This is a genomic window from Phycicoccus sp. 3266, from assembly GCF_031456495.1.
GTDB lineage: Bacteria > Actinomycetota > Actinomycetes > Actinomycetales > Dermatophilaceae > Pedococcus.
Window position 1 is genome coordinate 318,514 of the sequence record NZ_JAVDUW010000002.1, and the last position, 25,976, is coordinate 344,489.

The window sequence follows — 25,976 nt, forward strand, 5'->3', positions numbered from 1 at the left end:
TGGAGGCTTCCCGACCCCGAAGGAGACGCGATGAGCGAGCAGGACCGCGACCTGGCCCAGATGCAGGACGACCAGCACGCCCGGCACCGCCGGACCCAGGCCGTCATCCAGGAGGTCATCGACGGCGTCGGCCGTGACGCCCGCGGCAGGGAGCCGGGTGCGGTGGCCACGACCCTCGTCCAGGCGCTCGCCGAGCGCGGCGTCGTGGACCAGCCGGCGCGGTGGGTGGATGCCGTCGCCACCGAGCTCGTGGCCGGCAACCGGTACGTCGAGGACCCTGCCGCGCCCGGCCAGTTCGACGAGCGTCGTGCCGGCGAGGACGACACCCGCCGACCTCAGGGCGACACCCGCTGACCTGGGACGACTCGCGCTGGCCTGGGTCGACGCGCGCTGACCTGACCACGGCCCTCGGCGCGTCGTGGCAGGGTGGGCCCGTGCGACGGAGCCGATCCTCGTGAGCGTGGCCGGCCTGCTGCTGGCCGCGGGTGGTGGCCGGCGCATGGGCGGCGCCAAGGCGCTGCTGCGTGAACCCTGCGGGCGCCGGTTCGTCGAGCGCGGCCTGGCCGTCCTGCGCGAGTCCGGCTGCGACCCCGTGCTCGTCGTCGTCGGCGCGCAGGCGCAGGAGGTGCGCCGGTATGCCGGTGCCGCCGACCTCGTCGTGGAGGCTCCCGACTGGGCCACGGGGCAGGCCGCGTCGCTGCGCGCCGGCCTCACGGCGGTCCGGGACAGCGGCGCCGACGCCGTGTGTCTGCTCCTGGTGGACCTGCCCGACGTCGACGCCGAGGTCGTCCGCCGCGTCACCACCACCGTCACGGCCGCCGGCGCCGTCACGACCACGGCGACCGCTGCGGCGACCGCTGCGGCGACCACCGCGGGCGCTGACGGGCGCCGCGCCCTCGGCCGCGCGGCATACGCCGGTCTCCCCGGGCACCCCGTCGTGATCGGGCGGGACCACTGGGACGGGGTCCTGGCGACGCTGCACGGGGACTCCGGCGCCCGCGACTACCTCGCCACGCACGACCACGTCGTGGTCGAGTGCGGCGACCTCGCCACCGGGCGGGACACGGACACGCCCGCCGACGTCGCCTGACCGACCGCCCGTCGCGGCGGCCGGGCCGCAGGGGTTCCTTCGGGGGCGCGCATTTGTGATGCTGTGCCCATGGAGCCACGGGAGGCCTTCGCGACGACGGGGGACCTCCGCGACGGGCTCGCCTCCACCGGGTACCTCGCCGACGACGCCCTCGCCACCGTCACCTGGCTGGCGCTGCGGCTGCAGCGCCCGCTGCTCCTCGAGGGCGAGCCCGGCACCGGCAAGACGGCCCTCGCCGAGGCGGTCGCCGGCGCGCTCGACCTGCCGCTGATCCGGCTGCAGTGCTACGAGGGCATCGACGCGAGCCAGGCGCTGTACGACTGGGACTTCCCGCGCCAGATCCTGCACCTGCGTGCGGTCGAGGCCGTGGCGGCCGACGCCGGTGACGTCCGCGCGGTGGAGGAGCAGCTGTTCGACCAGCGGTTCCTGCTCGACCGCCCGGTCCTGCGCGCGCTGCGGGACGCGCCCGCCGTCCTGCTCGTCGACGAGGTGGACCGCGCCGACGACGAGTTCGAGGCGTTCCTGCTCGAGGTGCTCTCGACGTGGCAGGTCACCATCCCCGAGCTGGGCACGGTCACCGCCGCGACGCCACCGGTCGTCGTCCTCACCTCGAACCGCACCCGCGAGCTGCACGACGCGCTCAAGCGCCGCTGCCTCTACCACTGGATCGACCACCCGGGCCTGGAGCGCGAGCTCGAGATCGTCCGCAGCCGTGCCCCTGAGGTGTCGGAATCCCTTGCCGCACAGGTGGTCTCGGCCGTCCACCGGCTGCGCGACGACGGCGGGCTCGTCAAGCCGCCGGGAGTCGCCGAGACCCTCGACTGGGCGCGCGCCCTGCAGGAGCTCGGCGCCCGGGAGCTCGACCTCGAGACCGCCGCAGTCAGCCTCGGCGCCGCCGTGAAGTACCGCGAGGACGCCGAGCGCGTCCGCGCCGCCCTCGACCGGATCCTGTCGCGATGAGCGTGCGGACCCAGGAGGCCGCCCCCGCCGGGGGCGACCACGCGCCCGACGCGATCCTCCTCGGGTTCGCCCGCGCCCTGCGCGCCGCCGGCGTGGCCGTCACGGCCGACCGCGAGCGGACGTACCTCACCGCCGTCGCCGAGGTCGGCGCCGGCTCCGAGCGCGGCGTCTACTGGGCGGGGCGGGCGACGCTGTGCGGCTCACCGGCGGACCTCGAGCGCTACGACCAGGTGTATGCCGCGTGGTTCGGCCTCGAGCGCGCCCGGACCCGGCCGCGGCAGGCGCAGCCGACGACCGTGCCGCAGGCCTCGCTCGACGCGGTGGACGCCGGGACCGGTGCGGCCGCCGAGGACGACGTCCTGCGCGCGACCGCCAGCGACACCGAGGTGCTGCGCCACCGGGACGTCGCGGCCCTGAGCCCGGCCGAGCGTGCCCGGCTCTCGGACCTGTTCGCCCACCTGCGGCCGCGCGCGCCCCGCCGCCGGGCGCACCGGTGGACCGCCGCGTCGCGCGGCTCCGTCGACGCGCACCGCACCCTGCGCGACCAGCTGCGCCGGATGGGGGAGCCCGGGCCGATCGCATGGCGCCGTCGCGGCACGCGACCCCGCCGGGTCGTCCTGCTGGTCGACGTCTCCGGGTCCATGAGCGGCTACGCCGACTCGCTGCTGCGGCTCGCCCACGCGTACGCCACCTCCGGCCTGCCCGTGGAGGTGTTCACGCTCGGCACCCGCCTCACCCACGTCACCCGCGCGCTGCGGCAGCGCGACGCCGACCGGGCCCTCGCGTCCTGCGGCGACGTCGTGCCCGACTGGGCAGGCGGCACCCGCCTGGCCGAGGGGGTGGCCGCGTTCCTCGACCGCTGGGGGCGCCGCGGCATGGCCCGCGGCGCGGTGGTCGTCCTGTTCAGCGACGGCTGGGAGCGCTCGGACCCGGCGGCGCTCGGCGAGCAGATGCGCCGGCTGCGGGCCGTCGCGCACCGGGTCGTCTGGGTGAACCCGCACCGCGGCAAGGCCGGCTACCAGCCGGTGCAGCAGGGGGTGGTCGCGGCGCTGCCGCACGTGGACGACTTCGTGGCCGGCCACTCGATGGCGACCTTCGAGGAGCTCGTGGAGGTGGTGGCGCGTGCGTGACGTGATGGACGAGCTGCTGCGGTGGTGGCGCGCGGGTGCCACCGTCGGCGTCGGCACGGTCGTCGGCACCTGGCGCTCGGCCCCGCGCCAGCCCGGCGCGGCGATGCTCGTCGGCCCGGGTGGCGAGGCCGTGGGCTCGGTGTCCGGCGGGTGCGTCGAGGGCGCCGTCTACGAGCTCGCCCAGTCTGTCGTCGCCGACGGCGTCCCACAGCTGCAGCGCTACGGCGTGAGCGACGACGACGCGTATGCCGTCGGCCTCACCTGTGGGGGCATCCTCGACGTCTTCGTCGAGGCGGTCGACCGCACCACCTTCCCCCAGCTCGAGGAGGTCGCCGCCGACGTCGAGGCGGGCCGCCCGGTCGCGGTGGCCACCGTCATCGAGCACCCGGACCCGTCGCGCGTCGGGCGCCGGCTGGTCGTGCGGCCCGAGGACGGGACGTTCGACGGGGGTCCCGCGCAGGGCACGGGTGAGGTCAGTCGCGACACCACCGCGATGGGCTCGGACGCAGCGCGCCCCACCGTGGAGGGCTCGCTCGGGAGCGCGCGGGCCGACGACGCCGTCGCCGACGACGCACGCGGGCTGCTCGCCGCCGGCCGCACCGAGACGCTCACCTACGGCCCCGACGGCGAGCGTCGCGGCGAGGGCATGCGCGTGTTCGTCGCGTCGTACGCCCCGCGCCCGCGGATGCTGGTCTTCGGCGCCATCGACTTCGCCGCCGCCGTGGCGCGCCAGGGCCACTTCCTGGGCTACCGCGTCACGGTGTGCGACGCGCGGCCGGTCTTCGCGACCCGGTCGCGGTTCCCCGACGCGGACGAGGTCGTCGTCGACTGGCCGCACCGCTACCTCGCGGCCGAGCGCGACGCCGGTCGCGTCGACGGCCGGACCGTCGTCTGCGTGCTGACCCACGACCCCAAGTTCGACGTCCCCGTCCTCGAGATCGCGCTGCGGCTGCCCGAGGTCGGCTTCGTCGGCGCCATGGGCTCGCGGCGGACCCACGAGGACCGGCTGGAGCGGCTGCGGGAGGCGGGGCTGTCCGAGGACGAGCTCGCGCGCCTGTCCAGCCCCATCGGCCTGGACCTCGGCGCGCGCACGCCCGAGGAGACGGCAGTCAGCATCGCGGCCGAGATCGTCGCCCTGCGCTGGGGTGGCCGCGGCGAGCGCCTGGCCCACCGCGAAGGCCCCATCCACCACCACGGCGCCGAGCTCGCCTCGACGTCCTCCTCCCCGTCCTCCCCGACACCCTCCGCAGGAGGAGGGGACCACCCGACGAACCATCCGCAGTGATGGTTGTGGCCCGCGGGCTGCTCGGGTGAGGATCCGAGGAGCCGGGGTCGTGCAGGGCGCACCACGCGCAGCGTTTTCGAACACAGAGAGGTGATCGAATGACCCGCATCAACGTGACGGTCGACGGCGTCGACTACTCCGACGAGGTGGAGCCGCGAACGCTCCTCGTCCACTACCTCCGAGAGACGCTCGGCAAGACCGGCACGGTCGTGGGCTGCGACACCAGCAACTGCGGTGCCTGCACGGTCCACCTCGACGGGCACAGCGTGAAGTCCTGCAACGTCCTCGCGGTCCAGGCCGATGGCCACGAGGTCACCACCATCGAGGGCATTGCCAGCGGGGGCGAGCTGCACCCGGTGCAGAAGGCGTTCCACGAGTGCCACGCGCTCCAGTGCGGCTACTGCACGCCCGGCATGATCATGCAGGCCATCGACGTCCTGGGCGACAACCCGAACCCCTCCGAGGAGGAGATCCGGGTCGGCCTCGAGGGCAACCTGTGCCGCTGCACCGGCTACCACAACATCGTCAGGGCCGTGCAGCAGGCAGCCGGCCAGGGCGCCACCGCCGGAGCGCAGTCGTGACCGCCGTCGACGACCGCCCGGACACGGCGGCGGGCGAGGTCGGCAGGGCCCGGCTGCGCAAGGAGGACCAGCGCCTCATCACCGGCCGGACCCGCTGGACCGACAACATGGTGCTCCCCGGGATGCTGCACATCGCCATGGTGCGCAGTCCGTTCGCGCACGCGACCATCGCAGGCATCGACACCGAGGCCGCCCGCAGGGCGCCGGGTGTCGTGGCCGTCGTGACGGGCGCCGACGTCCGTGACACCCAGGGCGCCGTCGCCAACGCCTGGCCGATCACCACCGACCAGAAGACCCCGGCCCACCTGCCCTTCGCGATCGACCGGGTCGCCTGCGCCGGCGAGATCGTCGCGGCCGTCGTGGCGCGGACCGCAGCCGCGGCCCGCGACGCGGCGGAGCTGGTGGACGTCGACTACGACGAGCTGCCCGCGGTCCTCGACGCCAAGGAGGCCGTCAGCGACGCGGTCCTGGCCCACCCCGACCTCGGGACGAACACCTCCGCGGTGTGGACCCTGGACTCGGCGCAGGGCGGCACCGGCGGCGACGTCGACGAGGCGATCGAGAAGGCTCGGGCCGAGGGCATCGTCATCGAGCGCGAGTACCGCCAGCAGCGACTCATCCCCGCCTTCATGGAGCCCCGCTCGACCGTGGTCGACCCGACGGGGGATCAGGTGACCGTGTGGACCTCGACGCAGGTGCCGCACATCCTGCGCTTCCTCATCGCGGCCACGACGGGTATGCCGGAGTCGAAGGTCCGCGTCATCGCCCCCGACGTGGGCGGTGGGTTCGGCGGGAAGCTGCAGACCACGGCCGAGGAGTTCGTGACCCTCGCCGTCGCCCGCCACGTCGGCAAGCCGGTCAAGTACACCGAGACCCGCTCGGAGTCTCTGGTCTCCGGCCACCACGGCCGCGACCAGTACCAGACGCTCACCCTCGCGGCGACCAAGGAGGGCAAGGTCACCGCGCTCAAGGTCGACCTCGTCGCCAACCTCGGGGCCTATGTCGGTCTCGTCGGCGGCGGCGTCCCGGTCCTGGGCGCGTGGATGTTCAACGCGATCTACAAGTTCGACGCCTACCGGTTCACGGTCCGTACCGTCCTCACCAACACCACGTGGGTCGATGCCTACCGCGGGGCCGGACGGCCCGAGGCCACGTACGCCATCGAGCGGCTCATGGACGAGCTGGCCGCGGAGGTCGGGGTCGACCCGCTCGAGATCCGCGAGCGCAACTGGATCACGCACGACGAGTTCCCGTTCACCTCCGTGGCCGGCATGACGTACGACTCGGGCAACTACGAGGCGGCGACGGCCCGCGCCCGCGAGCTGTTCGACTACGACGCGCTGCGCCGCGAGCAGCAGGAGCGCCGCGACCGCAACGACCCCGTCCAGCTCGGCATCGGCGTCTCGACGTTCACCGAGATGTGCGGCCTGGCACCCTCGCGTGTCCTCGGCACCCTCAACTACGGGGCCGGCGGCTGGGAGCACGCCTCGATCCGCATGCTGCCGACCGGCAAGGTCGAGGTCATCACCGGCACCTCGCCACACGGGCAGGGTCACGAGACGGCGTGGAGCCAGATCGCGGCCGACCGGCTGGGCGTGCCGTTCGAGGACGTCGAGGTGCTGCACGGCGACACCCAGATCGCCCCGCGCGGGCTCGACACCTACGGCTCCCGCTCCCTGGTCGTGGGTGGCGAGGCCGTGGTCCGAGCTGCGGACAAGGTGGTGGCCAAGGCCAAGCTCGTCGCCGCCCACCTGCTCGAGGCCAGCGTCGACGACCTGGAGTTCTCCGGCGGCCGGTTCACCGTCAAGGGGACGGACAAGGGCATCGGCATCACCGAGGTCGCCGCCGCGCAGTTCACCTCGCACAACCTCGCCGAGGGCATGGAGTCCGGCATCGACGCGGACGCCACGTTCGACCCGGAGAGCTTCTCCTTCCCGCACGGGACGCACCTGTGCGCCGTGGAGGTCGACACCGAGACCGGCCAGGTCCGGATGCGGTCGTACGTCTGCGTCGACGACGTCGGGCAGATCGTCAACCCGATCATCGTGGAGGGGCAGGTGCACGGTGGCCTCGTGCAGGGCATCGCACAGGCCCTGTGGGAGGAGGCGGTCTTCGACGACAACGGGACCCTCGTCACCGGCTCGTTCGTCGACTACACGCTGCCCACCGCTGCCGACACGATCAGCTTCGTCACCGACAACACCACGTCGCCCTCGACGACCAACACCCTGGGCACCAAGGGAGTCGGCGAGGCGGGTGCGATCGCGTCCACCCCGGCCGTCGTCAACGCGGTCGTCGACGCGCTGCGGCCGATGGGAGTCCACGACATCCAGATGCCGTGCACGCCCGAGCGCGTGTGGCGGGCGATCCGCTCGGCGGGCGGGGAGCAGGCCGCTGGCACGACGCCCGAGGCCCAGCCCCACTTCGACGACGGCGCGCCCAACCAGGCCCCGGCCGACCCCAGTAGCAGCGCCTCGGCGGAAGGAGCGGGCCAGTGATCCCGGCGCAGTTCGAGTACGTCGCCCCCACCTCGGTCGCGGACGCGCTGGCAGCGCTCGCGCAGGCCGGCGACGACGCCAAGGTGCTCGCGGGCGGCCAGAGCCTGCTGCCCATCCTGCGCATGCGGCTCAACGCCCCCGACAAGGTCATCGACCTCGGCCGGGTCGAGGAGCTGCGCGGCATCCGCGAGGACGGCGACAGCATCGTCATCGGTGCGATGACGACGTATGCCGACGTGCTCGCCTCCGACCTCGTGCGCGAGCACGCGGGGGTCCTGCACGCGGCGGTGAAGGAGGTCGCAGACCCCCAGATCCGCCACCGCGGCACGGTGGGTGGTGCGCTGGTCCATGCCGACCCGGCGGGCGACGTCGGTGCCCCGGTGCTCGCGCTCGACGCCGAGCTCGTCGTCGCAGGCCAGGGTGGCGAGCGCACCGTCGCGGCGGGCGACTTCTTCCGCGACCTGTTCGAGACGGCGGTCGGCGAGGGCGAGCTGCTCACGGCGATCCGGGTGCCGAAGCACACCGGCTGGGGCAGCCGCTACGAGAAGTTCGTGCGGGTGGCGCACCAGTGGTCGATCGTCGCGGTCGCGGCGACGGTCCGGGTCGACGGCGGCAGCATCGCCGAGGCGCGGATCGGGCTGACCAACATGGGGTCCACACCGTTGCGGGCCACCGCGGTGGAGCAGGCACTGGTGGGCACTGCGGCGACGGAGGACGCGGTGCGCGACGCCTGCGCGGCTGCCGCCGACGGCACCAACCCGCCGTCGGACCTCAACGGCGACGCCGACTACCGCCGGCACCTCGCCACGGTGCTGACCCGGCGCGCCGTCCTCGCGGCGGCGGGGGCGTGAACGCGTGGAGCTGACCCACTCGTTCACCGTCCCGGCGTCCGTCGAGGAGACCTGGGCGACCTTCATGGACCTCCAGGCGGTGGGGAGCTGCTTCCCCGGTGCTGCGGTCACCGAGGTCACCGACGACGGGTTCTCCGGGACGGTCAAGGTCAAGCTCGGCCCGATCGCCCTGCAGTACGCCGGGTCCGGGTCCTTCGTGGAGCGCGACGACGCCACCCACCACGCGGTGATCGAGGCGAAGGGCAAGGACAAGCGGGGCAACGGCACGGCCGGTGCCACCGTGACGATCCGGCTGTCGGAGGCGGACGGGGGAGGGACGACCGCGGACGTCGTCACCGACCTCGCCGTCACGGGGAAGCCCGCGCAGTTCGGTCGCGGGGTGATGCAGGACGTGTCCGACAAGCTGCTCCAGCAGTTCGTCGCCTGCATCGAGGGCCGGATCGGTGGTGGCGCGCCCGAGGAGGAGGCCGCCCCCGAGCCCGTGCCGTCCACCCGGTCCGCGGAGGCACCGGCTGCCGGTGCGGGTGCTGCCGCACCGGCCGCGGCGGGTGCGGCCGGGCCTCCGGCCGCCGCGGGCCCGGCCACGCCGGCGCCTGCGCAGGCGGGCGCGCCCGGCACCACGGCATACCCGCCCTCGCGGGCCGAACGCGCCGCGGCGAGGCAGCCAGTACCCCAGGAGGCGCTCGACCTCGGCTCGACGGTCCTGCCGGTGCTCGTGAAGACCTACGCCAAGCCGGTGCTCGCGGTGGTCGCCGCGGTGGTCGCGGTCCTGCTCCTGCGCCGCGTCCTGCGCTGACGCGACGGCTCCGGGGTGCCGCAGGGCGCGGCACCCCGGAGCCCGTCACCGAACGGCTGACCTGCGGCTCCACCGGACATGCCGAACTTCTGTCCTACCCTGTAGGTGCGACCGGGCCGTGCCACAGTGGCCCGCACCAACGGGTCCGGACCGACGGCCCACCCCGCCAGCACAGGAGCTGCCCCCATGAGCGAGCCGACCGTCGTCGTCCTCAACGGCCCCAACCTCAACCTGCTCGGTGAGAGGGAGCCCGAGGTCTACGGCCACGACACCCTCGCCGACGTGGAGGCCCTGTGCCGCAAGGCCGCGAGCCTCGCCGGGCTGGCCGTCGACTTCCGCCAGAGCAACCACGAGGGCGACCTCATCGACGCGATCCACGAGCTGCGCCACGAGGCGGTCGGGTTCGTCGTCAACGCCGGCGCCTACACGCACACCTCCATCGCGCTGCGCGACGCCCTCGCCACCGTGTCGGTCCCGGTCTTCGAGGTGCACCTGAGCAACGTGCACGCCCGCGAGGAGTTCCGGCACCACTCCTACCTGTCCGCGGTGTCGACCGGCGTCATCGTGGGCTGCGGCCCCAGCGGCTACGCCTACGCCATCGCCCGGATCAGCGAGCTGGCCCACCCCAAGCCCTGACCGGGGAGTGACACCAGCCACGGCTGCGGGCACGCCGGCGCCGCGGCGCGGCAGACTGGCCCCATGGACCGGAACCCGCTCGACCTCGCCGGCATCGACGACCTGCTCTCCGACGAGGAGAAGGCGATCCGGGACAGCACCCGCGCCTTCCTCGACAAGCGGGTCGAGCCGCACGTCGCGGACTGGTTCGAGCGCGGCGAGGTCGACGACATCCGGGGCCTCGCCCGCGAGCTCGGCGGCCTCGGGCTGCTCGGCATGCACCTCGAGGGCTACGGCTGCGCCGGCCTGAGCTCGGTCGACTACGGCCTGGCCTGCCTCGAGCTCGAGGCGACCGACTCCGGCATCCGGTCCCTCGTGTCCGTCCAGGGGTCGCTGGCGATGTTCGCCATCCACCGCTGGGGCAGCGAGGAGCACAAGCAGGCGTGGCTGCCGCGCATGGCCGCGGGAGAGGCGATCGGGTGCTTCGGCCTCACCGAGCCCGACCACGGCTCCGACCCGGGCTCGATGCGCACCCGCGCCCGGCGCGACGGCGCCGACTGGGTGCTCGACGGCTCGAAGATGTGGATCACCAACGGCTCGATCGCCGACGTCGCGGTGGTCTGGGCACAGACGGACGAGGGCATCCGCGGGTTCGTCGTGCCGACCGACACCCCCGGCTTCTCCGCGCCGCTCATCAAGCACAAGCTGTCGCTGCGGGCGTCGGTCACCTCCGAGCTCGTGCTCGACGGCGTCCGACTGCCCGCCGACGCGGTGTTCCCCGAGGTGCGCGGGCTCAAGGGCCCGCTGTCCTGCCTCACCGAGGCGCGCTACGGCATCGTCTGGGGCTCGCTCGGCGCCGCCCGCTCCTCGCTCGAGACCGCCCGCCGGTATGCCGTGGAGCGGCACCAGTTCGGACGTCCCCTCGCGGGGTTCCAGCTCACCCAGCAGAAGCTCGCCGACATGGCCCTCGAGCTCGTCAAGGGCCAGCTCCTCGCGCTGCACCTGGGCCGTCGCAAGGACGCCGGCACCATCACGCCGACCCAGGTCAGCCTCGGCAAGCTCAACAACATCCGCGAGTCCCTCGAGATCTGCCGCACCGCGCGGACCATCCTCGGGGCGAACGGCATCAGCCTGGAGTACCCCGTCATCCGGCACATGAACAACCTCGAGTCGGTGCTGACCTACGAGGGCACCGTCGAGATGCACACGCTCGTCGTGGGCGAGGCGCTCACGGGGGTGTCGGCCTTCCGCTGACCGCGGCTCACCAGGGGATCGGGCCGGCGTCCTCGAAGTAGCCGCCCGTCGGGCCGTCGTCGGGCAGGGTCGCCAGCCGGATCGCGACCTGAGCACCCTCCTGCGGGCTGCGGACGCCGGCGAAGTCGTTGAGGTCCGTCGCGACGAAGCCCGGGCAGGCGAGGTTGACGAGGATGCGCTGCTCGCCGCGCTGGGCGAGCTCCTTGACGAGCTGCAGCGTGACGGCGTTGAGGTAGGTCTTCGACGGGGAGTAGGCGCCCGAGACCGGGCCGGTCGCCAGCGGGTCGCTGGTCGCCGCCTGCCGGGTGAGGCTGCCCACCCCGCTCGACATGTTGACCACCCGCGGGTGGGCGGAGCGCCGGAGCTGGGGCAGGAAAGCCCCGGTCGTGCGGACGACCCCGAACACGTTGACGTCGAGGACCCGGCGCAGCTGCTCGACGCTCACCTCGCTGGGCAGCTGCGGCATCCCGCCGGTGATGCCGGCGTTGTTGACGAGGACGTCGAGGCCGCCCCGCTCCTCGAGCAGCGCGGCCGCCGCCGCGACGCTGTCGTCGTCAGTGACGTCGAGGGGCACGCCGAAGGCGTCGTACCCGGCGTCCCGGAGCCGCTGCACGGCGGCCTCGCGCCGGGCGTCGTCACGCGCGCCGACGCCGACGCTCCAGCCGAGGGCGCCCAGGCCCGCGGCGATCTCGTAGCCGATGCCCTTGTTCGCGCCGGTGACCAGGGCGGTGGTCGGCCGGCTCGCGGCCGCCCTCTCGGCGTCGGGCGCGGTGCTGCTGGTCGTCGTGGCGTGGCTGGTGGCTTCGTTGGTGCTTCGTGTCATGCCCCCACCCTCGGCGCGCGCCGGCGGCCACGGCCAACACCGGTTCGGTCGCCGGCGATACCCGGCGGGTATCGCCCGGGGCCCAGTGTGCGGTCTACCGTGGCGCAGGTGGAGACGCGGGAGCTGCAGTACTTCGTCGCCGTCGCCGAGGAGCTGCACTTCGGACGCGCGGCCCAGCGGCTGGGCATGGCCCAGCCCCCTCTCTCCCGGGCGGTTCAGCGCCTCGAGCGCCGGCTCGGTGCCACCCTGCTCGAGCGATCGAGCAGGGGAGTGGCCCTGACCCCGGCCGGGGAGGTGCTGCTGCGCGAGGGGCGGGCGGCGCTCGCGGCCGTCTCCGCCGCCGAGCGGCGCACCCGTCGGGCCGCCGGCGCCGACGGTCGGCCCGGCCTCGTCCTCGTCACCAAGGCCGGCGCCTCGGTCGAGCTGCTGGCCAAGCTGCTCGACGCGTATGCCGCCGAGCCCGGCGCCGTCCCCGTGCACCTCCTGCTCTGCGGCCCCGGCGAGCAGGAGGGCATCCTGCGTGACGGCCGCGCCGACGTGGCGCTGCTGCACCTGCCGTTCGACTCCACGGCCGGCCTCGACACCGAGGTGCTGCAGGACGAGGGCCAGGTCGCCGTCCTGCCCGCGGGCCACCCGCTCTCGAGTCGGGACCGGGTCGAGCTGTCGGAGGTGGAGGCGCTGACCGACGCACCGCTGCGCTTCCCCGCTCCTGCCGGTGCGGGCCCGGATGTCGGGATCCACGGCTCGACCGAGCTCTTCCAGCTCGTCGGCCTGGGGCGGGCCAGCGCGGTGCTGCCCGAGTCGGTCCGGCTCCAGCTCGGGTCGGAGCACGCCGTGGTGCCCGTCGTGGACGCGCCGCGGGTGACGACCGTCATCGCCTGGCCGCCGCACAGCACCTCGCTGTCGCTGGCCGCTCTCGTGCGCACCGCGACGAGGCTGTGAACCGCCCGCGCCGGGGGCCCGCCACCCTCGCAGGACCGGCCTCCGGAGCCGCCCTCGCACCGCTGGCAGCGACCCTGCCGGCTGTCGTGGCAGTCGATTTCACTCCCGGCGGGCTCACCCTGTAGTCTCACCGTCGCACTTCCGCGCAGGCCACGCCTGCGCACGATGGGCAGGCCCCCTTAGCTCAGTCGGCAGAGCGTTTCCATGGTAAGGAAAAGGTCGTCGGTTCGATTCCGACAGGGGGCTCTGGTCCGGCGCCGCAGGGCGTCGAACCCCGAGGCGGGGTAGCTCAGCTGGTTAGAGCGCACGACTCATAATCGTGAGGTCGCGGGATCGAGCCCCGCTCCCGCTACAACTGCGATTTCAGGTTTCGGCCCGAGGTCGCGTACCCTGATGTGTCGCTGCCGCGTCGACCGCGGCCGATCACACGAGTTTCAGACACCGTCAGTTTCGAGAGCAGGTTGCCCCGTGGCTAGCAAGAGCGCAGACGTCCGCCCCAAGATCACCCTGGCGTGCGTGGACTGCAAGGAGCGCAACTACATCACCAAGAAGAACCGTCGGAACAACCCCGACCGCTTGGAGATGAAGAAGTTCTGCCCTCGCGACGGCAAGCACACCCTGCACCGCGAGACCCGCTGAGCAGCGCGCCGACAGGCGCACCCCGAAGCCGCCCCGGACCCACCCGTCCGCCGGGCGGCTTCGTCGTCCCCGGGGCGGCGGCCGCCACGTGCTCCTGGGCCCACCCGTCCGCCGGGCGGCTTCGTCGTCCCCGGGGCGCGGCTGTGGGCTGGGTCGGTGCCCGTCCGGGCCCGCCCCTAGAGTGGGCGCCATGGCCGTCAACGCAGATTTTCTGGGGCGCACCTACCCGCCCAGTGGCCCGTATGCCGTGGACGCGGCGATGCTCACGGCCTTCGCCGAGGCGGTCGGCTCGCACGACCCGGTGCACTCCTCCGCCGAGGCCGCCAGGGCCGCGGGCTACCGCGACGTCATCGCGCCGCCCACCTTCGCGGTGAGCATCGCCCAGCAGGTGGACCGCCAGTACGTCGCCGACCCCGAGGCGGGCATCGACTACAGCCGCGTGGTCCACGGCGAGCAGAAGTTCGTGCACCACCGGCCCATCACCGCCGGCGACTCGGTCGTGGGCACGCTCACCGTCGACTCGATCCGCCAGGCCGGCGGTCACTCGATGGTCACCACCCGCACCGAGCTCGCGACGCAGGACGGCGAGGCCCTGTGCACGTCGACCTCCACCATCGTCGTCCGGGGAGGGGAGTGAGCATGGCCGTCCGCCGCTTCGACGACGTGACCGCCGGGGACACCTTCGGCCCCACGACGGTGCACGTCGGCCGCGACACCCTCGTGGCCTACGCCAACGCCTCCGGCGACCAGAACCCCATCCACCAGGACGAGGACTTCGCCCGCTCGGTGGGCCTGCCCGACGTCATCGCCCACGGCATGTGGACCATGGGCGCCGCCGGTGCCGTGCTCGAGGAGTGGGTGGGTGACGGCGGCCGCGTGGTCGAGTTCGGCACCCGCTTCACCTCGATGGTCGTCGTCCCCCGCGACGGCGCCGACCTCGAGGTGTCCGGCACCGTGAAGTCCCTCGACGAGGAGTCCCGCCGGGCCACGGTGGAGCTGACCGTGACCGCCGAGGGCACCAAGGCGCTCGGCCGGTGCCTCGCGGTGGTGGCACTCGCCTGATGCGCGAGGAGCACGACGCGCCCATCGCGCCCCTGACCACCATGCGCGTCGGCGGCCCGGCCGCCCGGCTGGTCACCGCAGAGACGACCGACGAGGTCGTCGACACCGCGCGCGAGGTCGACGACGCCGACGAGCCCCTGCTGGTCCTCACCGGCGGGTCCAACGTCGTCGTGGCCGACGAGGGCTTCGCCGGCACCGTCCTGCGGGTCGCGACCGACGGCATCACGGTCGAGTCCGCCGACCTGTGCGGCGGCGTCATGGTGCGCGTCGCGGCAGGCGTGCCCTGGGACGACCTCGTCGCCCGGGCCGTCGCCGAGGGCTGGGCCGGCATCGAGGCGCTGTCGGGCATCCCCGGCGGCACCGGGGCGACGCCGGTGCAGAACGTCGGCGCCTACGGCCAGGAGGTCGCGCAGACGATCGCCTCGGTGCGGGTGTGGGACCGGCGCGACCAGGTGGTCCGCACCGTCGCCAACGCCGACTGCGCCTTCACCTACCGGCACTCCGTCTTCAAGGCCACCGACCGGTACGTCGTCCTCGACGTCCTGTTCCAGCTGGTGCCCAGCGAGCTCAGCCGGCCCGTGGCGTACGCCGACCTCGCCCGCCAGCTCGGTGTCGAGGTGGGCGACCGCGTCCCGCTCGCGGACGCCCGCGAGGCGGTGCTGGCCCAGCGCCGCCGCCGCGGGATGGTCCTCGACGAGGACGACCACGACACCTGGTCGTGCGGATCGTTCTTCACCAACCCGATCCTGTCGCCGCAGCGGTTCGAGGAGCTCGAGCGCCGGGCGGCCGAGCGGCTGGGGCCCGACGGCCCGAGGCCACCCCGGTTCGCCGACGCCGAGGGCGACGTCAAGACCTCCGCGGCCTGGCTCATCGAGCACGCGGGCTTCGGCAAGGGCCACCGCATGCCCGGGCCGGCCGCCCTGTCCACCAAGCACACCCTGGCCGTCACGAACCGGGGCGACGCCACCGCCCGGGACGTCGTCGCGCTGGCGCGTGAGCTGCGCGACGGGGTCGACGCCGCCTTCGGCGTGACCCTCGTCAACGAGCCGGTCCTCGTCGGCACCAGCCTCTGACGCGCCGGCCGGGACCTCAGCCCGCCAGCCAGGACTCGATCCCCTCGAGGGCCTGCTTGCGCACGTCCTCCGGTGCCCGCGAGGCGCGCCAGGAGCCCCGGGCCAGGGCCGCCAGCTCCTCGTCGGAGAACCCGAGGTCCGCGCGCGCGGACTCGTACTGCGGTGCCAGCCGGGAGCCGAACAGCAGGGGGTCGTCCGCGCCCAGCGCGACCGGTATGCCGTGCTCGACGATCGTTCGCAGCGGCACGTCCTGCGCACTGCCGTAGACGCCGAGGGCGACGTTGCTGTGCGGGCAGACCTCCAGGGCCACGCCCGACTCCGCGACGAGCTCGAGGACCCGCGGGTCCTCGACCGCCCGCACTCCGTGCCCGATGCGGTCGGGCCGGATCGACTCCAGGGTCGTCTCCACGGCCGTCGGCCCGAGCAGCTCCCCGGAGTGCGGCACGAGCGCGAGGCCCGCGCGACGGGCGATCTCGAAGGCCGGCGCGAACTCCTCGGTCACGCCCCGGCGCTCGTCGTTGCTGAGCCCGAAGCCCACGACCTCGCCCGGTCCCTCACCGGCATACCGCGCCGCCAACCGCGCCAGGGTCCGGGCGTCGAGCGGGTGCCGGATGCGGCTGGCGGCCACGACGACGGCGACGCCGGTGGGACCGGCGGCGGAGGCCGACCGGGCCTCGTCGAGGACGATCTCCAGCGCCGGCGTGATGCCGCCGACGAACGGGGCGTACGACGTGGGGTCCACCTGGATCTCCAGCCAGCGGGAGCCCTCGGCGGCGTCGTCCTCCGCGGCCTCGCGCACGATCCGGCGCAGGTCGGACTCGTCGCGGACGCAGGCCCGCGCCGCGTCGTAGAGCCGCTGGAACCGGAACCAGCCGCGCTCGTCGCGGGCGCTCAGCCGCGGCGGGTAGTCGCTCGTCAGCGCGTCGGGCAGCCGGATGCCGTGCCGGGCCGCGAGCTCGTGCACCGTCGTGACCCGCATCGACCCCGTGAAGTGCAGGTGGAGGTGCGCCTTGGGCAGGTCCACCACCGCTCGCGACATGGCGTGCAGTCTTGCACCTGGTCAGCGGACGACGGCGGGGGACCACGCCTTCGCGATGAGCATCCTCGGTGAGCCGGTGCCGTCGGCGGGGACGGCCCACACGTTGCTCTCGGCCGCGGCCGTGCCCTCGCCCGGCAGCCCGTAGAGGATCGTCGCGTCGTCGAGCCACTCAACCTGGTCGTCGACCGAGTGCTGCTCCGCGAGCACCGTCTCGCGCCCCGTCGCGACGTCCATGACGGCCAGGCGCCAGTCGCCCGGGCGCCGGTCGCCGCGCTTCTTGTACGCCACCTTCGTCCCGTCCGGGGACAGCGAGGGGCACTCGGCGTCCGAGCGGACGGTCCGCACGGTGCGGGTCGACAGCTGGCCGGACGTGAGCCACGTCGTGCCGGAGAACTGCACCGTCACGTAGAAGTGGTCGTCGTCGGCGGCGAACGTCACGCCCCAGAAGTTGCGGTCCGCCGGGGTGATGGCGCGGCCCCGGTGGACCAGCCGGAAGGCCTCGAGGTCGACCGACTTCCCGGTGGCGAGCTCGGTGACGACGGTGCGGGTCGAGAAGTGCGCGGAGGAGTAGGAGTCGCCGGCCACGAAGCTGGTCGTCGCCGCGAACCTCGCGTCGTCGGACAGCCGGGCCCGGCTCGGGGTCCCGGTGAGGGGCAGGTCCAGCTTCGGCCCCCCGGCGTCGGCCCAGACCCGCGCCGAGTAGCCGGCGACCATGCCGGTCTCGGACGCGAGGCAGAGCGTGTGGCCGGACGCCGCGAACACGCGGTCGCACGATGTGCCGGTGATCGCCCGCGGGCCGCCGGGGGCGGACAGCGGCACCATGGCCACGCGCCCGTAGTCAGGTCCGATCGCGGTGTTCCGGAAGACGATCCGCGGGCCCGAGGCCACGCTCGCCGCCGCGACGGTGGCCTGGGCGGGCGCCGCGCGCGCCGCCGTCAGCTGCGCGTCGCGGGACCCCACGAGGTATGCCGCGGTGCCGCCGACCAGCACCACGGCCAGGGCGAGGAGCACCGCGAGGCGGGCGCGGGTGCTCACGCGGCCACCTCGGCCGCCGCGGGGGTGCTGCTGCCCAGCCCGCGCAGCAGCCAGCCGCAGGCCAGGACCGCCACGGCGAGGGCGACCGCGACGGCGACCACCGCCGGGCCACGCCCCAGCCCGGTCCACAGTGCCCCGAAGACCAGGGAGGAGCCGAACCGGGCCAGCGCCTGCACGGTCTGGGCGGTCGCGATGCCGCGGGCCCGCGCGCCGGCCGGTACCAGCTGGGAGGTCAGGGCCGCGAGCACCCCGTCGGTCGCCGCGTAGAACGCACCGAGCGCCACGAGGCAGGCGAGGGTCAGCCCGAGGCCGCCCGTGGGCAGCGCCGCGAGGAGGTACGCACCCACGAGCAGGACGTGCCCTCCGACGAGCACCCGGGCGCGGCCGAGCCGGTCGGAGAGCCGGCCGAACGGCACCGCCAGGGCGAGGTAGGCGACGTTGGTGCCGACGAAGAGCAACGGGAACCACGTCGCGGCGAACGAGTCACGCTGCTGCAGCGACAGGTAGAGGAACCCGTCACTGATCGTGAGCACGCCGAGCACCCCGGAGGCGAGCACCACGCGCCCGAACGAGCGGTCCCGCAACGACCGCCACGACGGGGTCACCAGGGGAGCGGGTCCTGGAGCCTCTCGTGGAGCGGGTCCCGGGGCGGTGTCGTCGGGGTCGGCGCCGGGTAGTCCGGCGGACGCCGTCCGTGCGGCTGCCGCCCGGCGGCGCGGTCGCAGGTCGGGCACCATCAGACCGAGCAGCGCCAGCCCGAGGACTGCGGCGGCCAGCGAGGCGAGGAACACCCCGCGGTAGTCGCCCGGGACGAACCACAGGATCGCGAACGCCATCAGCGGGCCGATCGCCGCGCCCGTGGTGTCGAGCGCCCGGTGCACCCCGAAGGCTCGCCCCAGCGCGTGCTCCGGTGTCGACGCCGCGATGATCGCGTCCCGCGGCGCCGTCCGCAGCCCCTTGCCCAGCCGGTCGAGCGTGATGACGGTCGTCACGGCCCCGAGCCCCTGCGCCAGCAGGAGGAACACCTTGGTCACGGCGGACAGCCCGTAGCCGGCGAACGCCACCCACTTGGGGCGGTCGGCCCGGTCCGAGAGCCAGCCGCCCAGGATCCGCACGAGCGCGCTCACGCCCTGGTAGAGGCCGTCGACGAAGCCGTAGGCGAGCGGGGAGAGGCCCAGCACCGCGGTGAGGTAGAGCGGCAGGACGGCCGACACCGACTCCGAGGAGACGTCGGTCAGCAGGCTGACGAGCCCCAGCAGCACCACCGTGCTGCCGACACCGCGCCGCCGGTCCCCGGGCCGCCAGCCCTCGCTCCGCCGGCCCTCGCTCCGCCGGTCCCCGGCCGGCCGACCTCCGCTCCGCCCGTCCCCGCGCGGCTCGTCGCCGCGGTCAGCCGCAGGCGCCTGCGGCCCGGACTGCGTCCGTGGGCGCTCGCTGAGGTACACCTGCCCCTCCCCGGTCACGGGCGCGCCGACCGGCGCCACGTGGCGGGAAGTCTAGGAACGTGAATCCCCGCGAGAAATCGTCCTCGCGGGGATTCACAGGTGGGCCGGGTTCGGGTACATTCCCGGCCCCGCCGGGGTCAGTCCTCGACGATGTGGATCGCGGTCTCCTCGGGGCCCTCGGCGAAGCCCGCCTCGCTGGCGTCCATGTCCTTCTCGGTGTCCTCGCGCACGCCCTCGTCCTGCTCGACGAGCTCACCGGCGGCGACGTCGCCGACCTCGGCGTCACCGACGAAGTCGTCCTCGGCCGCGATCGAGTCGGGGTCGTCGCCGCCGACGCGGTCCCGCGGGTCCTCGTCGAGCCCCGACTCGTTGTCCGGGGCGCCGTAGGCGCTCGCCGGGTCGGGCTCCTCCTGCATGATCCGCTGCTCGAGGGACTCGCCCTGCTCCTGCTCGGCCGCCGTGGTGCCCCACTCGGTGCCCCGCGGCTGCATGTCCGGGGGCGACCAGGGCTCGTTGTCGCCCTCGCTGGTGTCGAGCAGCTCGCCCTGTCCCATGCCCGCGTCCACGGCGTCGTCGACGCTGTAGCTGCCGGTCGCGTCGTCCTCGATGCTCTCCACTCCTGGCTGGTCGCTCATGGGACAAGCCAACGCCAGCAGGGGGCACCTCGCAACCAGCAGAAGGTCCCGTCGGTCCCGACGACGAAGGGGCGGCGAGCGGTCCCTCCCCGCAGGGCGAGGAACCGTTGACCGCCCCTCCAGGTGGGCGTCCCGGCCTCAGGCCCGCGAGCGCAGCTTCTCGGCGCTCGCCAGCAGGACGCAGGTGGTCACGGCCTCCATAGCCGCGGTGACCTGCTCGAGCGGTGGGAAGGTCGGCGCCAGCCGGATGTTGCGGTCGCGCGGGTCGTCGCCGTGCGGGAACGAGGACCCGGCCGGCGTCAGCGCGATGCCGGCCGCCTTGGCCAGCTCGACCACGCGGGCGGCGGTGCCGTCGAGGACGTCGAGGCTGACGAAGTACCCGCCGGTCGGGTGCGTCCACTCGGCCACCCCGAGGCCGCCGAGGCGCTCGTCGAGGATGCGGTCGACCTCGGCGAACTTGGGGGCGATGATCTCGCGGTGCTTGACCATGTGGTCGCGCACGCCCTGGGCGGAGCCGAAGAACTGGGCGTGCCGCAGCTGGTTGACCTTGTCGGGCCCGATCGCCCCCTTGCCGAGGTGGCCGGTGTACCACTTCACCGTCTCCACCGACCCCGCGAGGAAGGCGACTCCGGCGCCGGCATACGTGATCTTGGAGGTGGAGGCGAACATGACGGGGCGGTGCGGGTGCCCGGCCGCCGCGGCGAGGCTGAGAATGTCCGCGCTCTTGGCCTCGTCCTGCGTGAGGTGGTGGAAGGCGTACGCGTTGTCCCAGAAGATCTTGAAGTCCGGCGCGGCCGTCTCCATCGACGCCAGCCGCGCCGCCACCTCTTGGGTGACGACCGAGCCGGTGGGGTTGGCGTAGGTCGGGACGACCCACATGCCCTTGATGCTGGGGTCCTTGGCCGCGAGCTCGGCGATCGCCTCGGCGTCCGGGCCGTCCTCGTGCATGGGCACGGTCACCATCTCGATGCCGAACCAGTCGAGCAGCGTGAAGTGCCGGTCGTACCCGGGGACGGGGCAGATGAAGCGGACCTTCTCCTCCGTGCCCCACGGGCGCTCGCCGTCGACGGCGCCGTGCAGCCACAGGTCGACCAGCACCTCGCGCATCATCGTCAGCGAGGAGTTGCCGCCCGCCACGACCTGCTCGGGGGAGACCCACAACAGCTCGGCGAAGATCTCGCGCAGCTCGCGGATCCCCTCGAGCCCGCCGTAGTTGCGGGTGTCGACGCCGGCGGCGTCGGTCGTGCCGTGGGGGAGGGACAGCAGGCCGTCGGCGAGGTCGAGCTGGGTGCTGGCCGGCTTGCCGCGGGTGAGGTCCAGGCTCAGGCCGCGCTGCACCAGGGCGTCGTACGCTGCCTGCTGCTCCTGCGCGAACGTGTCGAGCTCGTCCTGCGAGCGCTCGGCGAGGGGGGTGGCGGTGGGGGTGCTCTGCTCGGTCACGTGCCCCATGGTCCCAGAGGCCCCGTATGCCGCGCGGCGGCGTCCGGACGCCGGTCACCTGCGGGTGCGGTCCGGGGCTGCTCCCCGCTCGTGGCGCAGGACTGGGGCGGCCCGGGGCGAGTTCGCGTTCGGCCCCGCGCCTCACGTATGCTTGCTCCTCGGTTGACTTCGACCATGCTTCCGGCGTGCCCGGAACCCGGTCGGCGTCGGCCAGCGGGAGCACCGCCCCACCGGCGCTCCCGTAGGGCAGTGGCTCAATTGGTAGAGCACCGGTCTCCAAAACCGGCGGTTGGGGGTTCGAGTCCCTCCTGCCCTGCGCACAGCAGGACCCGTGACGTCAGCCGGCGGCGCGGCACACCCCAGGGAGAGCAGACGTCGTGACGGATGTGAGCGCGGGCACCCGCGGCTCCGGTCGTACCAGCCGCAAGGGCGGCAAGGGCGGCAACCCGGTGTCGCGGTTCTTCCGGGCGGTGTCGCTGTTCGTCAGCCAGATCCTCGACGAGCTGCGCAAGGTCGTCCGGCCGACGCGCTCCGAGCTCGTCAACTACACGATCGTCGTGATCGTGTTCGTGACGGTGATCATGGCGCTGGTGTCGTCGATCGACTTCGGCTTCACCAAGCTCGTCCTGTGGGTCTTCGGCGGCTAGTCGCCGCCCTGCCGCACGTGCCCGGTTCCCCCGGGTCTCCCAGAAGGAAGTAGGTCATCAGCGTGTCCGACCAGTGGACCACCGAGAACGCCGAGCCCGAGACGGAGTTGACCTCGGTCGACGGTACGTCCCTCGAGCTCGAGGACGGCCTCGCCGGCGAGTCCGCCGAGCCCGAGACCACTGACGACGCCCCCGTGACCGTCGACGAGCAGGTCGAGGCCGCCCCTGCCGACGACGCCGAGCTCGTGGAGGAGCCGGGCGACGCGCCCGAGGCGGCCGCGGTCGCAGAGCCCGTCGACGCACCGGCCGGCGACCCCGTGCAGGAGTTCAAGGACATGCTCGCCAGCCAGTTCGGCGAGTGGTACGTCGTGCACTCCTACGCCGGCTACGAGAACCGCGTGAAGGCCAACCTCGAGAACCGCACGACCTCCCTCAACATGGAGGACTACATCTTCCAGGCCGAGGTGCCGATGGAGGAGGTCACCGAGATCAAGAACGGCCAGAAGAAGCTGGTCCGCCGTGTCCGGATGCCCGGGTACGTCCTGGTCCGCATGGACCTCACCGACGAGTCGTGGGGCGCCGTCCGGCACACCCCCGGCGTCACCGGCTTCGTCGGCAACGCCCACCAGCCGGTGCCGCTGAGCCTCGACGAGGTCTTCACCATGCTGGCGCCGTCCGACCTCGGTGCCGAGCAGGCCGCCGCCGGTGCGACCGGCACGGGTGCCGCCGCCGGCAAGCCCCGCGAGGTCGCGGTCGTCGACTTCGAGGTCGGCGAGTCCGTCACGGTCATGGAGGGCCCCTTCGAGACCCTCCCGGCGACGATCTCCGAGATCAACCCCGACACCCAGAAGCTCAAGGTGCTCGTCTCGATCTTCGGCCGGGAGACCCCGGTCGAGCTGTCGTTCAACCAGGTCGCCAAGATCTGACCGGACGGCACACCCCGGGGTGACCGCACGGTCTCCCGGGCCTGCAACCGGGTCATCGCCCACGGCGTCGGCCCACCACCACAGAAGGAACAGACATGCCTCCCAAGAAGAAGGTCTCCGGCTTCATCAAGCTGCAGATCCAGGCCGGTGCGGCCACCCCGGCTCCGCCCGTGGGTCCCGCCCTCGGTCAGCACGGCGTCAACATCATGGAGTTCGTCAAGGCGTACAACGCTGCGACGGAGTCCCAGCGCGGCAACGTCATCCCGGTGGAGATCACGGTCTACGAGGACCGCTCCTTCACCTTCATCACCAAGACGCCGCCGGCCGCCGAGCTGATCAAGAAGGCCGCTGGCGTGCCGAAGGGCTCCGGCGAGCCGCACAAGACCAAGGTCGCCTCCCTCACGGCCGACCAGGTCCGCGCCATCGCCGAGCAGAAGATGGAAGACCTCAACGCCAACGACGTCGAGCAGGCGATGAAGATCATCGCCGGCACCGCCCGTTCCATGGGCATCGACACCTCCCTGTGAGGTCTCCCGGTGTGCCGCCCCAGCGGCACACCGGACCCCGTGGCAGGACCAGCGCTGGTCCGACTGACCACAACTCCAACCGCAGTACAGACAACAGGAGCAGAACATGAAGCGCAGCAAGGCCTACCGCGCGGCCGCCGAGACGATCGACGCCGCGAAGTCCTACGCCCCGCTCGAGGCCGTCCGCCTCGCCAAGGGTGCCGCCAAGGCCAAGTACGACGAGACCGTCGAGGTCGCGATGCGACTCGGTGTCGACCCGCGCAAGGCCGACCAGATGGTCCGTGGCACCGTCAACCTGCCGCACGGCACGGGCAAGACCGCCCGCGTCCTGGTCTTCGCCAACGGCGACAAGGCCGAGGCCGCCCGTGAGGCCGGCGCCGACTTCGTCGGTTCCGACGACATGATCGAGAAGGTCTCCGGCGGCTGGCTCGACTTCGACGCCGTCGTCGCGACCCCCGACATGATGGGCAAGGTCGGTCGCCTCGGCAAGGTCCTCGGCCCGCGCGGCCTCATGCCGAACCCGAAGACCGGCACCGTCACCATGGACACCGCCAAGGCCGTCTCCGACATCAAGGGCGGCAAGATCGAGTTCCGCGTCGACAAGCACGCGAACCTCCACTTCATCATCGGCAAGGCCTCGTTCGACGAGAAGTCGCTGGTCGAGAACTACGCGACCGCGCTCGAGGAGGTCCTGCGGCTCAAGCCGTCCGCCTCCAAGGGCCGCTACATCCTCAAGGCCACGATGAGCACCACGATGGGCCCGGGCATCCCGCTGGACTACACCCGCACCCGCAACCTGCTCAGCGAGGAGAACGCGGAGGCCTGAGCCCCCGCGTCCCCGCGCCGACCGCGAGCCCGCCACCTCCTCGAGGTGGCGGGCTCGCGGCATCCCCGACCTTCCTCGTCCGGGGCAGGCCGTAGGGTGGGTGCGGAACGCGGGGGGACGAACCCCCGGAAACCAGACGCACCGCCGCACGCGGTCGACCGAGGGGGACCCATGAAGCGCACGACGATCGCCGCTGCCGCGCTGGCGGCGGCACTCGGGCTCGCCGGCTGCGGCAGCGCCACCGACTCGGGCTCGGGCACCGCGGCGAAGAGCTCCTCGCCCGCGGCGGTGAAGTCCGGCGACTCCGTCGACGGAGCCGCCCTCGCCAAGCGGATGACCGACGCCATGGTGGCGGCCGGCTCCGGCTCGATGGCGATGGACTTCGGTGGCCAGGGCAAGGCCAGCGGCAGCTTCGTCATGAAGGACAGCTCGATGGAGCAGCAGATGACCATGGAGATCCAGGGCGAGAAGCTCGAGGTGGTCTCGCTCGGCGGCGTCATCTACATGAAGGGCCTGCCCGGCACGGACAAGCCGTGGGTCAAGATCGACCCCAAGGCCGACGACCCGGTGAGCAAGATGTTCGCCGGCCTGGGCGGACAGGACAACGACCCGCGCCAGTTCGCCAAGGCGCTGCAGGGGACCAAGGCCAAGGTCGTGGGCACCTCCGGCGACACGACCGAGTACGAGGTCACCATCGACCCCACCAAGCTGCTCGGTGGCACGGGCGGCTCGACGGCGGCCCCGTCGGTCGCGCCCGTGACCGCGCACTACACGCTGGACAAGCAGGACCGCCCCACCCTCATGACCACGCAGGTCCAGGGCCAGACGCTGAAGATCACCTTCTCCGACTGGGGCAAGAAGTCCACGATCACCGCGCCGCCGGCCGACCAGGTGGGCACCTTCAAGCTCCCCACCGGCTGAGCGCGACCCGTCCCGGGTGGCGGGGGCCGCAGCGATTTGGTCGCTGCGGCCCCCGCCGCGTACTCTGGGCGCTGACCAGAGACCGCTTGGTTGTCGCCGTGCCCGGCACGGAGACCGAAGGTCCCACCTGAGGTGGGCGCCAGCGCAGGCCGGAAACACCGAGATACCGCTTCGTCGGTATGCCGTGAGCCCCGTGCCCTGCGCCGGGGCTTTCTTCATGTGGGAGCCGGACCCGGGCGGTCACACACCACGGAAGGGAGGCCCCATGGCCAAGGCTGACAAGGCTGCCGCCATCGCCGAGCTGTCGGACAGGTTCCGCAACTCCGGCGCGGCCGTGCTGACCGAGTACCGCGGGCTGTCGGTGAAGCAGATCACCGACCTGCGGAACTCGCTGCGCGGGAACGCCACCTTCGCCGTCGTGAAGAACACGCTCACCGAGCTCGCCGCCAAGGAGGCCGGAGTCACGGCCTTCGACGGCCAGCTCGTCGGCCCCTCCGCCATCGCCTTCGTCGATGGCGACCCGGTCGAGGCCGCCAAGGGCCTGCGTGACTTCGCCAAGGCGAACCCCCTCCTCGTGATCAAGGGCGGCGTCCTCGACGGCAAGGCCCTGTCTCCCGAGGAGATCACCAAGCTCGCGGACCTCGAGTCCCGCGAGGTCCTCCTGGCCAAGCTGGCCGGTGCCCTCCAGGCGTCGCTCAGCCAGGCTGTCTACCTCTTCGCCGCGCCGCTGTCGCAGACCGCTCGGGTCGTCGACGCGCTGCGGGCCAAGGTCGAGGCGGAGGGCCCCGTGGCCGCCGCTGGCACCGAGGCTGCCGAGGCCCCCGCGGCCGACGCTCCGGAGACCCCCGCCGAGGCCCCCGCGGCCGAGGCCACCGCAGACGTCGCCGAGGGTGGCGACGAGAGCTGACCCCCCGGGGCCCGCTCACCAACCAAACC

28 protein-coding genes and 3 tRNA genes are annotated in these 25,976 nt (G+C 73.3%); 25 read left to right on the forward strand and 6 right to left on the reverse strand.

The genetic code is table 11. From position 1 onward, the window contains the following. Positions 1–30: 30 nt before the first annotated feature. From J2X64_RS11285 to J2X64_RS11335, 11 genes are all read left to right on the forward strand, one after another. The gene (locus J2X64_RS11285) at positions 31–354 is read left to right on the forward strand and encodes a hypothetical protein (protein ID WP_310154004.1); all 324 of its coding nucleotides are present in this window, start codon (positions 31–33) and stop codon (positions 352–354) included. Positions 355–460: 106 nt separating this feature from the next. Beyond that, positions 461–1,090 carry an NTP transferase domain-containing protein gene (locus J2X64_RS11290; protein WP_310154009.1) on the forward strand — a complete coding sequence of 210 codons (630 nt, stop codon included), beginning with the start codon at positions 461–463 and terminating at the stop codon, positions 1,088–1,090. A 69-nt stretch (positions 1,091–1,159) separates the two neighbouring features. Next, positions 1,160–2,050 carry a MoxR family ATPase gene (locus tag J2X64_RS11295; RefSeq protein ID WP_310154012.1) on the forward strand — a complete coding sequence of 297 codons (891 nt, stop codon included), beginning with the start codon at positions 1,160–1,162 and terminating at the stop codon, positions 2,048–2,050. Further along, positions 2,047–3,180, forward strand: coding sequence for a VWA domain-containing protein (locus tag J2X64_RS11300; protein ID WP_310154014.1), 1,134 nt, complete (start codon positions 2,047–2,049; stop codon positions 3,178–3,180). The genes J2X64_RS11295 and J2X64_RS11300 overlap by 4 nt, the downstream gene beginning before the upstream one ends. Beyond that, entirely contained in the window at positions 3,173–4,465 is a 1,293-nt protein-coding gene (locus J2X64_RS11305) for an XdhC family protein (protein ID WP_310154017.1), read from the forward strand. Before J2X64_RS11300 ends, J2X64_RS11305 begins: the two co-directional genes overlap by 8 nt. Before the next feature lie 98 nt (positions 4,466–4,563). Then, positions 4,564–5,046 carry a 2Fe-2S iron-sulfur cluster-binding protein gene (locus tag J2X64_RS11310; protein WP_310154020.1) on the forward strand — a complete coding sequence of 161 codons (483 nt, stop codon included), beginning with the start codon at positions 4,564–4,566 and terminating at the stop codon, positions 5,044–5,046. Continuing rightward, positions 5,043–7,544 (forward strand): xanthine dehydrogenase family protein molybdopterin-binding subunit, encoded by a 2,502-nt coding sequence (locus J2X64_RS11315; protein ID WP_310154022.1) that lies wholly within the window; start codon positions 5,043–5,045, stop codon positions 7,542–7,544. The genes J2X64_RS11310 and J2X64_RS11315 overlap by 4 nt, the downstream gene beginning before the upstream one ends. Then, positions 7,541–8,395 (forward strand): xanthine dehydrogenase family protein subunit M, encoded by an 855-nt coding sequence (locus tag J2X64_RS11320; RefSeq protein ID WP_310154025.1) that lies wholly within the window; start codon positions 7,541–7,543, stop codon positions 8,393–8,395. Before J2X64_RS11315 ends, J2X64_RS11320 begins: the two co-directional genes overlap by 4 nt. Positions 8,396–8,399: 4 nt before the next feature. After that, positions 8,400–9,191 carry an SRPBCC family protein gene (locus J2X64_RS11325; RefSeq protein ID WP_310154028.1) on the forward strand — a complete coding sequence of 264 codons (792 nt, stop codon included), beginning with the start codon at positions 8,400–8,402 and terminating at the stop codon, positions 9,189–9,191. Positions 9,192–9,377: 186 nt separating this feature from the next. Next, positions 9,378–9,827: a type II 3-dehydroquinate dehydratase gene (aroQ, locus tag J2X64_RS11330; protein ID WP_310154032.1), complete on the forward strand. Its 450-nt coding sequence runs from the start codon at positions 9,378–9,380 to the stop codon at positions 9,825–9,827. 63 nt (positions 9,828–9,890) lie between these two features. Further along, complete coding sequence (locus J2X64_RS11335) at positions 9,891–11,060, forward strand: acyl-CoA dehydrogenase family protein (RefSeq protein ID WP_310154035.1); 1,170 nt, start codon at positions 9,891–9,893, stop codon at positions 11,058–11,060. Positions 11,061–11,067: 7 nt separating this feature from the next. On the opposite strand, the gene J2X64_RS11340 is transcribed toward J2X64_RS11335, so the two are convergent. After that, complete coding sequence (locus J2X64_RS11340; RefSeq protein WP_310154038.1) at positions 11,068–11,883, reverse strand: SDR family NAD(P)-dependent oxidoreductase; 816 nt, start codon at positions 11,881–11,883, stop codon at positions 11,068–11,070. Between the two features lie 108 nt (positions 11,884–11,991). On the opposite strand from J2X64_RS11340, the gene J2X64_RS11345 reads away from it, so the two are divergent. The 7 genes from J2X64_RS11345 to J2X64_RS11375 all read left to right on the forward strand — a co-directional run bounded on the left by J2X64_RS11345 (position 11,992) and on the right by J2X64_RS11375 (position 15,599). Continuing rightward, positions 11,992–12,825, forward strand: coding sequence for a LysR family transcriptional regulator (locus J2X64_RS11345; protein WP_310154041.1), 834 nt, complete (start codon positions 11,992–11,994; stop codon positions 12,823–12,825). A gap of 173 nt (positions 12,826–12,998) precedes the next feature. Then, positions 12,999–13,071, forward strand: a tRNA-Thr gene (locus tag J2X64_RS11350). Between the two features lie 32 nt (positions 13,072–13,103). Next, positions 13,104–13,177 (forward strand) — tRNA-Met (locus tag J2X64_RS11355). Positions 13,178–13,293: 116 nt separating this feature from the next. Further along, positions 13,294–13,464, forward strand: coding sequence for a 50S ribosomal protein L33 (gene rpmG, locus J2X64_RS11360; RefSeq protein ID WP_310154042.1), 171 nt, complete (start codon positions 13,294–13,296; stop codon positions 13,462–13,464). Positions 13,465–13,654: 190 nt separating this feature from the next. Then, positions 13,655–14,101 carry a MaoC family dehydratase N-terminal domain-containing protein gene (locus J2X64_RS11365; RefSeq protein WP_310154045.1) on the forward strand — a complete coding sequence of 149 codons (447 nt, stop codon included), beginning with the start codon at positions 13,655–13,657 and terminating at the stop codon, positions 14,099–14,101. A 2-nt stretch (positions 14,102–14,103) separates the two neighbouring features. After that, a complete protein-coding gene (locus J2X64_RS11370; protein ID WP_310154049.1) occupies positions 14,104–14,526 on the forward strand; it encodes a MaoC/PaaZ C-terminal domain-containing protein in 423 nt (140 codons plus the stop codon). Next, entirely contained in the window at positions 14,526–15,599 is a 1,074-nt protein-coding gene (locus J2X64_RS11375; RefSeq protein WP_310154052.1) for a UDP-N-acetylmuramate dehydrogenase, read from the forward strand. The genes J2X64_RS11370 and J2X64_RS11375 overlap by 1 nt, the downstream gene beginning before the upstream one ends. 16 nt (positions 15,600–15,615) lie before the next feature. On the opposite strand, the gene J2X64_RS11380 is transcribed toward J2X64_RS11375, so the two are convergent. The 5 genes from J2X64_RS11380 to J2X64_RS11400 form a co-directional block, all read right to left on the reverse strand. Next, positions 15,616–16,638 (reverse strand): adenosine deaminase, encoded by a 1,023-nt coding sequence (locus J2X64_RS11380; RefSeq protein ID WP_310154055.1) that lies wholly within the window; start codon positions 16,636–16,638, stop codon positions 15,616–15,618. A gap of 21 nt (positions 16,639–16,659) precedes the next feature. After that, complete coding sequence (locus J2X64_RS11385; protein ID WP_310154058.1) at positions 16,660–17,673, reverse strand: hypothetical protein; 1,014 nt, start codon at positions 17,671–17,673, stop codon at positions 16,660–16,662. Beyond that, positions 17,670–19,157, reverse strand: a complete 1,488-nt coding sequence (locus J2X64_RS11390; protein ID WP_310154061.1) for an MFS transporter — start codon at positions 19,155–19,157, stop codon at positions 17,670–17,672. The genes J2X64_RS11385 and J2X64_RS11390 overlap by 4 nt, the downstream gene beginning before the upstream one ends. A 98-nt stretch (positions 19,158–19,255) precedes the next feature. Continuing rightward, positions 19,256–19,753: a DUF5709 domain-containing protein gene (locus J2X64_RS11395; RefSeq protein ID WP_310154064.1), complete on the reverse strand. Its 498-nt coding sequence runs from the start codon at positions 19,751–19,753 to the stop codon at positions 19,256–19,258. A 138-nt stretch (positions 19,754–19,891) separates the two neighbouring features. Continuing rightward, positions 19,892–21,202: an aminotransferase class I/II-fold pyridoxal phosphate-dependent enzyme gene (locus J2X64_RS11400; RefSeq protein WP_397444045.1), complete on the reverse strand. Its 1,311-nt coding sequence runs from the start codon at positions 21,200–21,202 to the stop codon at positions 19,892–19,894. Between the two features lie 234 nt (positions 21,203–21,436). Between J2X64_RS11400 and J2X64_RS11405 the strand changes: the two genes are divergently transcribed. From J2X64_RS11405 to rplJ, 7 genes are all read left to right on the forward strand, one after another. Next, a tRNA-Trp gene (locus tag J2X64_RS11405) sits at positions 21,437–21,509 on the forward strand. Positions 21,510–21,570: 61 nt separating this feature from the next. Further along, positions 21,571–21,840: a preprotein translocase subunit SecE gene (secE, locus tag J2X64_RS11410; RefSeq protein WP_310154069.1), complete on the forward strand. Its 270-nt coding sequence runs from the start codon at positions 21,571–21,573 to the stop codon at positions 21,838–21,840. Between the two features lie 62 nt (positions 21,841–21,902). Further along, positions 21,903–22,766 (forward strand): transcription termination/antitermination protein NusG, encoded by an 864-nt coding sequence (nusG, locus tag J2X64_RS11415; RefSeq protein WP_397444046.1) that lies wholly within the window; start codon positions 21,903–21,905, stop codon positions 22,764–22,766. A 95-nt stretch (positions 22,767–22,861) separates the two neighbouring features. Next, positions 22,862–23,293: a 50S ribosomal protein L11 gene (gene rplK, locus J2X64_RS11420; protein WP_310154072.1), complete on the forward strand. Its 432-nt coding sequence runs from the start codon at positions 22,862–22,864 to the stop codon at positions 23,291–23,293. 106 nt (positions 23,294–23,399) lie between these two features. Further along, positions 23,400–24,119, forward strand: a complete 720-nt coding sequence (rplA, locus tag J2X64_RS11425; protein ID WP_310154075.1) for a 50S ribosomal protein L1 — start codon at positions 23,400–23,402, stop codon at positions 24,117–24,119. Between the two features lie 171 nt (positions 24,120–24,290). Further along, entirely contained in the window at positions 24,291–25,040 is a 750-nt protein-coding gene (locus J2X64_RS11430) for a hypothetical protein (RefSeq protein ID WP_310154077.1), read from the forward strand. Between the two features lie 265 nt (positions 25,041–25,305). Continuing rightward, a complete protein-coding gene (gene rplJ, locus J2X64_RS11435) occupies positions 25,306–25,947 on the forward strand; it encodes a 50S ribosomal protein L10 (RefSeq protein ID WP_310154080.1) in 642 nt (213 codons plus the stop codon). The last annotated feature ends 29 nt before the right edge of the window (positions 25,948–25,976 follow it).